This is a genomic window from Kocuria sp. CCUG 69068 (assembly GCF_020833785.1).
Lineage (GTDB): Bacteria > Actinomycetota > Actinomycetes > Actinomycetales > Micrococcaceae > Kocuria > Kocuria rosea.
Window position 1 is genome coordinate 1 of sequence record NZ_PDDL01000135.1, and the last position, 7,930, is coordinate 7,930.

9 protein-coding genes and 1 pseudogene are annotated in these 7,930 nt (G+C 73.2%); 2 read left to right on the forward strand and 8 right to left on the reverse strand.

The genetic code is table 11. The features are described 5' to 3' along the window. On the reverse strand, positions 1-1,382 hold a 1,382-nt coding region (locus CRM73_RS17115; RefSeq protein WP_229588600.1), incomplete at its 3' end, for an MFS transporter. A 230-nt stretch (positions 1,383-1,612) separates the two neighbouring features. Here CRM73_RS17115 and ppgK point away from each other — a divergent pair. Next, positions 1,613-2,473, forward strand: a complete 861-nt coding sequence (gene ppgK, locus CRM73_RS17120) for a polyphosphate--glucose phosphotransferase (protein WP_115163183.1) — start codon at positions 1,613-1,615, stop codon at positions 2,471-2,473. A 14-nt stretch (positions 2,474-2,487) separates the two neighbouring features. On the opposite strand, the gene CRM73_RS17125 is transcribed toward ppgK, so the two are convergent. Then, positions 2,488-2,679 (reverse strand): hypothetical protein, encoded by a 192-nt coding sequence (locus CRM73_RS17125; RefSeq protein ID WP_229588601.1) that lies wholly within the window; start codon positions 2,677-2,679, stop codon positions 2,488-2,490. 350 nt (positions 2,680-3,029) lie between these two features. Here CRM73_RS17125 and CRM73_RS17130 point away from each other — a divergent pair, with 350 nt between their 5' ends. Next, a complete protein-coding gene (locus CRM73_RS17130) occupies positions 3,030-3,377 on the forward strand; it encodes a hypothetical protein (RefSeq protein ID WP_017831906.1) in 348 nt (115 codons plus the stop codon). A gap of 64 nt (positions 3,378-3,441) precedes the next feature. Here the strand turns inward: CRM73_RS17130 and CRM73_RS17135 are convergent, their stop codons facing one another. The 6 genes and pseudogenes from CRM73_RS17135 to CRM73_RS17160 form a co-directional block, all read right to left on the reverse strand. Next, positions 3,442-3,645, reverse strand: coding sequence for a DUF2945 domain-containing protein (locus CRM73_RS17135; protein ID WP_133411606.1), 204 nt, complete (start codon positions 3,643-3,645; stop codon positions 3,442-3,444). Positions 3,646-3,732: 87 nt separating this feature from the next. After that, on the reverse strand, positions 3,733-5,406 hold the full coding sequence (locus CRM73_RS17140) for an MDR family MFS transporter (RefSeq protein ID WP_229588602.1): 1,674 nt from the start codon (positions 5,404-5,406) through the stop codon (positions 3,733-3,735). Continuing rightward, positions 5,403-6,029: a TetR family transcriptional regulator gene (locus tag CRM73_RS17145; RefSeq protein WP_229588603.1), complete on the reverse strand. Its 627-nt coding sequence runs from the start codon at positions 6,027-6,029 to the stop codon at positions 5,403-5,405. Before CRM73_RS17145 ends, CRM73_RS17140 begins: the two co-directional genes overlap by 4 nt. A 105-nt stretch (positions 6,030-6,134) precedes the next feature. Next, entirely contained in the window at positions 6,135-6,464 is a 330-nt protein-coding gene (locus CRM73_RS17150; RefSeq protein ID WP_095650718.1) for a DUF3140 domain-containing protein, read from the reverse strand. A 174-nt stretch (positions 6,465-6,638) separates the two neighbouring features. Then, positions 6,639-7,547, reverse strand: a complete 909-nt coding sequence (locus CRM73_RS17155; protein WP_229588604.1) for a VOC family protein — start codon at positions 7,545-7,547, stop codon at positions 6,639-6,641. Between the two features lie 99 nt (positions 7,548-7,646). After that, positions 7,647-7,930 (reverse strand): annotated as a pseudogene (locus CRM73_RS17160) (hypothetical protein); the annotation flags it as partial.

Here is a 7,930-nt window from a genome sequence, read left to right on the forward strand (position 1 = left end):
GGAGGTAGCACGCGGTGACGCTGGTGGACAACGTGGTGTACGTGGAGGGCCGGCGCACGTCGACCCCGGAGGACCTCGACGAGACCTACGCGGCGCTCCACGGACCCGGCGGCGACCAGGGCCACGGCGGCGAAGACGATGAAGTTCCACTGGAACGGCAGGGCCATCGAGCCGATCCAGCCGCCGATGAGCGGGCCCGAGATCGCGCCGATGCGGGCGAAGGACAGGGCCCATCCGGTGGCGGTGGCGCGGGAGTGGGCGGGGTAGTACTCGGCCACCCAGCCGGTGAGCACGAGCGAGGTGGAGATCGAGCCGATGCCGGCCAGGGCCACGAACACGTAGTTGACCACGATGCTGTTGGGGAACATCAGCAGCAGGATCCCCGCCCCGCCCAGCAGGTAGAAGACCACCAGGATCAGCTTCTTGCCGTACGCGTCCGCGGCGCGGCCCAGGGCGATGCCGCCGGCGGCCGAGGCGAGGCTGAAGACCACCAGGAACGTCAGGGCCGGGCCGAGCTCGTAGCCGGCCGAGCGCATGATCGAGGGCAGCCACGTGTTGAGGCCGTAGACCAGGACCATGCCGCAGAAGAGGGAGACCCAGAAGAACACCGTGGCGGTCAGGTAGCCGCCGGAGAACATGGCAGCCAGGGACTGCTTCCAGCCCACGGACCGCGCCTTCGCCTGCTCGGAGAGCACCGGCGTCCAGTCGCCCTCGACGAACGGTGTCACGTGCAGCCGCTCGGCCAGGCGGGCGGCCTCCTCGCGGCGGCCCTTGCCCATGAGGTACTCGAGGGACTCGGGCAGCAGCCTGGCCACCAGCGGCAGCAGGACCACGGGCAGGAACCCGACGCCGACCACCCAGCGCCAGCCCAGCGTAGGCAGCAGGACGATCGCCACGAGCGCGGCGGCCAGGATGCCGAGGGAGTAGCCGGAGTACATCACGCCGTAGTTGAAGGACCGGCGCCGCGGCGCCGAGTACTCGATGGTCAGGGCCGCGGCCACCGGGATGATCCCGCCCATGCCCAGGCCGCCGAGCAGCCGGAAGAGCCCGAAGACCTCCGGGGTGGGGGCCAGTGCGGCGCCCAGCTGCATGGTGGTGAAGATGGCCATCGAGACCAGCAGCATCCTCCTCCGGCCGATCCGGTCCGAGAGCGTGCCGATGACCATGGCCCCGATGAGCATGCCGACGAGGGCGTAGGAGCCGAGGCCGCCGAGCTCCAGCGGGGTGAGGTCCCACTCCCGGTGCTCCGCGAGGGCGGGCAGCACGGCGCCGAGCACGCCGACGTCGTACCCCTCGGCCAGGATCGCGAGCCAGCAGGCGAGCAGCACCCGGTTGGTGGTCCTCGGCGGGACGGGCCACGCGGCGGTGGTGGGAGTGGTCATGCGGGGAAGCCCTTCGAGAGGCGGCGGGACGCCGGGGCGCCGGGCGGGGCGCGGGCGCTAGCCGGGGTGACCGGGACCCCTCGATTGTAGGGAACGCCCGGGGCGGGACGGTGGCGCCGGACGGGTGGCGGGGCCGGTGCGAATAATTGCCGTCCCCGCCCGGTTGTACAGTCGAACAGGCGCCGCCCGCCCGAGGGCGCGCCGTCCCCGCCTCGATCCAGGACCGTGAGATGACCTGTGCCCTGCCGTCCGTCCGGACGCCCCCGACCGTCCCGCCCGTCTCCGACGGGGGCGACGACGACGCCCGCTGCCTCGGGGTGGACATCGGCGGAACGACCATCAAGTACGCGGTGGTGGACCCGGTCCGCGGCACCACCGTGGGCCCGGTGCGCCGGGTGCCCACGCCGGCGCCGGCCACCCCGGCCGCGGTGGTGGCCGTCCTGCGCGGGGTCCTGGAGAAGCTGGAGCGCGAGCCCGGGCCGGGCGGGCCCCTGGCAGGGGTCGGCGTGGGCGTGCCGGCGATCATCGACCACGGCATCGCCCGCTCCGCCGCCCACCTCGACGACTCCTGGATCGGCACGGACGCCCGGGAGCTGCTCGCCGCCGGACTCGGGCGTGAGGTGGCGGTGCTCAACGACGCCGACGCCGCCGGGCTGGCCGAGGTGCGCTTCGGCGCCGCCCGCGGCGCGAGCGGGACGGTGCTGGTGATCACGCTGGGCACCGGGATCGGCTCGGCGCTGTTCCTGGACGGGGAGCTGATCCCCAACAGCGAGTTCGGCCACGTGTGGCTGGACGGCCGGGACGTGGACGGCTGGGCCGGCGCCTCCGCCCGGATGGAGGAGGCCCTGGACTGGCCGACCTACACGGACCGGCTCCAGCGCTACCTGTCCCACCTCGAGCGCCTGATCTCCCCGGATCTCATCGTCCTCGGCGGAGGCATCAGCGAACGGCACCAGGAGTTCCTGCCGCACCTGCGGCTGCGCGCCCGCGTGGCCCCCGCGCAGCTGCGCAACGCCGCCGGCATCGTCGGCGCCGGCCGCCAGGCCCACCTCGGCGCCCTGCGGGCGTCCGGCCTCGTCGGCAGCCGCTGAGCCGGACCGGGGCATCAGCCCCTGGTGTGCTCCGGCATCGGGGGAGCCTCATCGGGCCGCCGGGTGGTCTCCCGGGCGGTTTTCCGGGCGTCCAGCGGGCCGGTGCCCGCGGCGGTGGACCGCCGTTCCGGCAGCGCGCCGGGCCGCCCCCGGTCCTGCTGCTCCAGCCGGCAGAGCGCGGCGTTGTTCATGTTGATCGTGATCACGGCATCGACCCCTCGTAGCTCATGTCAGTGAATGTAGGCGCGCGGCGGGGCCGCACCGCAGACCTCGGGGCGTTCCGTGCGTCACACTCGGCTGTGCCGCCTGTCCGCCCAAGTCAGAAAGGGGTCACGTGCTCGGGAACCGTGACTGTGTGACGCCCGGCGACGGCCGGGACGCCGGCGTCTGCAAGTTCGTGCACCGCGGCCGGCGGCCCGTGGACCGATGCGAAGGACTCTTCCCCTGTGTGACGTGGCTCTCTATCATGGGAAGGGACAGCGTGGTCGAGCACACCCGCCCGGCACCGGGACCTTCTGCAGCTCCCGATGCGCTCGCACGACTGGAGATCCCCGCCATGAGCCTTTCCGAACTGACCCCTGTTCCCGACGACACGGGACCCCTCGACGTCCTCCCCGGCATCGGCGTGGGTCCGGTCGTCGACCCGATCTCCTCCATCACCGTCTCCCACGTGGCGCGCTACCGGATGCGCACCGACCGCGCGGGGCTGAACCTGCGGGCGGGCGAGATGGTGCTGTGCGCGCCCTACGACCCGGTCGAGCTGGGCATGGTCGTCCTGGTGCGCTGCGAGGCCGACGGGTACAGCCCGGGCGCCCTGGTCCCGGCGTCCGACGTCGAGTACCTCGAACCGGCCGGTCCGTCCTTCGGTCCGTTCGTCTGGGGCACGCCCGGCGTCCGCGGCTGAACGCCGCGTCCCGCCCGCCTGCCGCCGCGCCCGTCCTCGGGCCCGCGGCGGGGCCGGTCTCCGGCTAGGCCTCGGTGAGGGCGTCCGCCTTGTGGGTCGCGCGGGCCCCGGAGCTGTCGGACTCCACGATGTAGTGCGGATCGTCCGTGCTCGCGCGGTACGTGCGTCCGTCGAGCTCGAAGTCCTCGGTCTTCTTCTCGACGACCTTCCCCTCGGTCCTGCCCTGCGGGGTGTTCCACGTGACCCTGGTGCCCTTGCTCAGACCCATCCGCTGCTCCTCTGCTCGTCCGTTCCGGAGCTCGTCCGGTCCGGTCCGTGTGCGCCCCGGGGCCACCGCCCGTGCGCCGTCCTCAGCCTACGGAGCGCTCCGCGTCCCGGCCAGCGCGCCGCGGGCATCCCGCGCGTCGTCGCCGGCGTCCCGGTCCTCGTCGTCGGCGCGCGGCGCGGCGGGCTCGTCGGCGGTGACCACGAGGCGGCCCTCGGCGAGGGCCTCCGGCTCGACGTCCTGCTCGATCGTGGTGGCCAGCGGCTTCTCGGCGACGAAGCACAGCACGGCGGCCGCCAGCAGCCCCAGGGGCATGATCCACAGGTAGATGGGCGTCAGGGCGTCGTTGTAGGAGGTCACGATCGGGTCCTGCAGCGCCTGGGGCAGGGACGCGACCACGGCGGGGGTGAGCGAGTTGGCCCCGCCGGCGCCGCCCTCGAGCGCGGCCGCCGGGACGCGCTCGGCCATCAGCTCGGCCAGCCGGCTCGCGAAGACGCTGCCGACCACTCCCGAGCCGAGGGTGGCGCCGATCTGGCGGAAGAAGTTGTTCGCCGCGGTGGCCGTGCCGACCTGGCGCAGGGGGAAGGTGTTCTGCACGATCAGCACGAGCACCTGCATGGACAGGCCCAGACCCAGGCCGAGGACGGCGATGTAGAGGCACACGTGCCACACCCCCTGCTCGGAGGTCAGGGTGGCGAGCAGCCCCATGGCGGCGGCCACGATCACGCTGCCGGTCACCGGCAGCCACTTGTAGCGCCCGGTCCGGCTCACGGCCTGACCGGCGAGCACCGAGGTGACGAGCATCGTGCCCATCATCGGCACCATCAGCAGCCCGGACCGGGTGGCGTCGACGCCGAAGACCATCTGCAGGTAGGTGGGCAGGTAGCCGAGGGCCCCGAACATCGCCACGCCGGTGAGCAGCCCGGCGAGGGTGGTGAGGACGAAGTTGCGCTCGCGGAACAGGTGCATCGGGATGATGGGCTCGGCGGTGCGCCGTTCCACGGCCACGAACGCCGCGGCGGTCACGAGCGTCCCGGCGATCAGGCCGAGGATCACGGGGTCGGTCCAGGCGTACTTGCCGCCGCCCCAGGTGGCGAACAGGACCAGGCAGGTCGTGGCCACGGCCAGCAGCACCATGCCGCCGATGTCCAGGCGCGGCCGGCCGCTGTGCCGGGGCAGCTTGAGGAACAGGACGGCCCCGGCCAGCGCCAGCAGGCCGAGCGGGATGTTGATCCAGAAGACCCAGCGCCAGCCTGGGCCCTCGGTGAAGAAGCCACCGAGCAGCGGCCCGGCCACCGAGGACACCGCGAACACCCCGCCCATGACGCCCATGTACCTGCCGCGCTCCCGGGCCGGGACCACGTCGGCGATCGCGGCCTGGGAGAGGATGATCAGCCCGCCGCCGCCGAGACCCTGGATCGCGCGAGCCGCGATGAGGACCTCGATGGTGCCGGCGAGCGCGCCGACCACGGAGCCGGCCATGAACACCAGGATCGCGCCCAGGAGCAGGGGCTTGCGGCCCATCAGGTCCCCGAGCTTGCCGTACACGGGCATCATGATCGTCGAGGCCAGGATGTAGGCCGTGATCACCCACAGCATCTCGTCGACCCCGTTGAGCTCGCCCACGATCGTGGGCAGCGCCGTGCTGAGGACGGTCTGGTTCAGCGCGGCCAGCAGCATGGAGAGCATCAGGCCGACGAAGAGCAGCGCGAGGTGCCGGGAGCCGGAGCCCGGTGCGGCGCGGTGGGCGGGGGCGCGGGTCATGCGAGCTTCTCCTGGAGACGGTGGAGGAGGGTGAGCGCCGACTCGTGGTCCTCGGTCGGCAGGCCGTGCGCCGGGGAGTAGCCCTCGGCGGTGATGGCGAAGCGCAGCGGGACGCCGCCGAGCAGGACCAGCATCCGGGCGACCTCGTCCACGCGGTGCTCACCGATCCCGGCCGACCACGCGGGGTCCCGGGCCAGCAGCTCCGCGAGGGTGTGGCGCACCAGGGCCTCGGCCTCGAGCATCAGCTCGTGCCGGCGGCGGCCCAGGCTCGGGTGGTCCTGCAGCAGCCTGCGGCGCCGCTCGGCGTCCCGTCCCGCGTAGGCGCTGCGGGAGACGGCCAGCAGCAGGCGCGAGACCTGACCCAGCAGGTCGTGCTCGAGGGCGAAGCCGTCCAGCAGCTCCGGGTCCAGCGAAGGGGCCCGCATGCCCAGGACCGCGTCCTCCTTGGCGGGGAAGTAGTTGAAGAAGGTCCGCGGGGAGACGCCGGCCGCCGCGGCCACGGCCTCCACCGTGGTGCCCTCGACCCCGTGCCGCACCGCGAGGGCGGCGGCCGCCTCGTGGATCGCGGACCAGGTCTCGGCCTTCTTGCGGGCGCGCAGGGTGGGAGGGGGGTCGGCGGTCATGCCCATATTTTTGCACTTCTGCAAGTTTTGCACAACTGCAATATTTCCCGGGGTGCCCGCCGGGGTGGCCGGGCCCACCCGGCGGCGCGGGCCCGGCCCTCCGGCTCAGTCCTTCAGGGGGTCGTGGCCCCAGTTCATCAGGGAGTAGCGCCACCGGGTCTCGCGCACGTCCCCGTCGGGGCGCTGGGCCAGGTGGCGGTGGACGTAGCCGACCACCTTGCGCATGTGCTCGTGGTCGGCCTCGGTGCGCTCGCCCTTCGGCTTCTGCAGGATCTCCACGATCCTCCGCCCGGAGCGGTGGCCCACCGACTCCCCGCCGTCGTCCTGGCCCACCGAGGTGGACTCGTCGGTGTCCAGCCACGTCGACAGCTGCTTTGCGGTCATGTTGACGGCCTCGTCGAAGTCCTTGCCGGTGGTGTCGTCCTTCTCGCCCATGTCCTGCTCCTCGCTCTCGGACCGGGCGGCCGCCGTGTCGCCGCGCGCCCTCGGCGCCCGGGCGTCCCGGGCACGAGGCCCAACCTACCGGCGGACCGGGGTGCCGGCGAGCAGCCGCCGGTGTCGAGCACGGCGCCGCCGGCGGATGGGTGCGGACGCCGCGCCGGGCCGGGACTACGCCGCGACGCCCACCTGGATCAGGGTGTTCCAGGGGTCCTCGAAGCGCAGCACGGCGCCGTCGTGCCGGGTGGGGATCCTGTGGTCCGCGAGCCGGGACGCCAGGGCCGCGACGTCGTCGGCGTCCGGCAGGTCGATGTTGACCTGGCCCAGCCCCAGCGAGGCCGCCCGCGGGCCGGCCCCGGCGCTCTGCCAGGTATTGAGCGCGATGTGGTGGTGGTAGCCGCCGGCGGCGATGAACAGGGCGGAGCCGATGTCGCTCATGACCTCGAAGCCCAGGACGTCCACGTAGAACTGCCGGCCCAGCGGGATGTCGCCCACCTGCAGGTGCACGTGTCCCAGGGTGGCCGGCGGCGCCGGGGGTCGCCCGCTCTGCTCGGCCAGGTGCTCCTGGAGGAACCCGTTCGGGTCCAGGGGGTTGGAGGCCAGGGTCAGCAGGCCGGTGGGCTCCCGCCGCCACGTGTCGCGGGGGCGGTCCGTGTAGAGCTCCACCCCGTTGCCCTCGGGGTCGTCGAAGTAGAAGGCCTGACTGTAGAGGTGGTCGGCGCTGCCGGTGAAGGAGCGGGGCGCCACGGTCGCCACGGACGCGAGCGCCGCGGCCAGGGCCGGCTCGTCGTCGAAGACCACTGCGGTGTGGAACAGGCCGGCCTGCCCGCGGCGGGCCGGCGGGAGCTCCTTGACCTGGCGCAGCCGCACGACCGTCCGGCCGTCCCGGCCCAGGACCGCGGTGTCCCCGGCGTGGGCGAGCACGTCGAGGGTGACGGCGTCCGAGTAGTAGGCGACCATCGTGTCCAGGTCGGAGACCAGCAGCTCCACCGCGCCCATCCGGGTGTCCGCGGACAGCAGGTCCTCGGCGGGGCGCTTCGTCAGGCTCTGGGGAGCGGGGTTCTGGGGAAAGATCGGCATCGCGGGGTTCTCCGTCGGCAGGGGCGGCGCATTGGTTGATATGTCCCCAAGAATAGCCTCAGAAGCTTTCCGGTGCAAGTAAATGGTGGTGCTGTGGGCTCAGAGGATGAAGATCAGGGCGGCGATCACCGCCAGGATGCCCAGGAAGACGAACCCCCACGCCTTGAGGTTGTCGGAGTCGTCCTCCACGGGTTCGGCCGGGCGCGGCGGCCACCCGCCGGGGCCGGGCCCGAACACCGGCCCGGAGGCGCCATGGGTGCTGGCGCCCGGTGCTCCGGGCTGCTGGTCCCCGGGGCCGTACCCGGGGGTGCCGTATCCCGGACCGCCCGGGCCGGGTGCCCCGGGTCCGGGGTACTGGCCCGGAAGCGGCCAGTACCCCGGAC